1 protein-coding gene is annotated in these 384 nt (G+C 46.9%); it reads right to left on the bottom strand.

Features of this window, described 5'->3' with window-relative positions; translation table 11 throughout:
* Positions 1–384 (bottom strand): reverse transcriptase N-terminal domain-containing protein (locus AC0QHF_RS03350; protein ID WP_324702771.1); only part of this gene is annotated, 384 nt, incomplete at both ends.

Genomic DNA, 384 nt, shown 5'->3' with positions numbered 1-384 from the left:
TTCAGTTTGTTGAGTGCTGTATATATTCTGCCAATTGCGTCAAGGGTTGAGCGTCCGGGTCGAAACCCATAGCTTGTCCCCTCGAATTTGGGTTCCCAGTAGGGTTCCATTACCATCTTAACCAAAGCTTGCTTGGCTCTGTCTCTGATTGTCGGGATTCCCAACGGGCGTTTTTCATCCCGTCCAGGTTTTGGTATCCAGACTCTCCTTAACGGTTTGGCTTTGAAGTTTCCCTTGATTTCCTCAACAAGTTCAAACCTTTGTTTTGGGGATATTGCTATCACACCATCTACTCCGGCTGTTTTCATGCCTTGGTTATCTTGGGTCACTCGTCTTACCGCTAAGAGCCTTGCGTAGTATGACTTCAAAAGGAGTCTCTGCAAC

It is taken from the genome of Lyngbya sp. CCY1209 (assembly GCF_055795065.1).
This window is presented reverse-complemented; position numbering and strand designations above follow the sequence as displayed.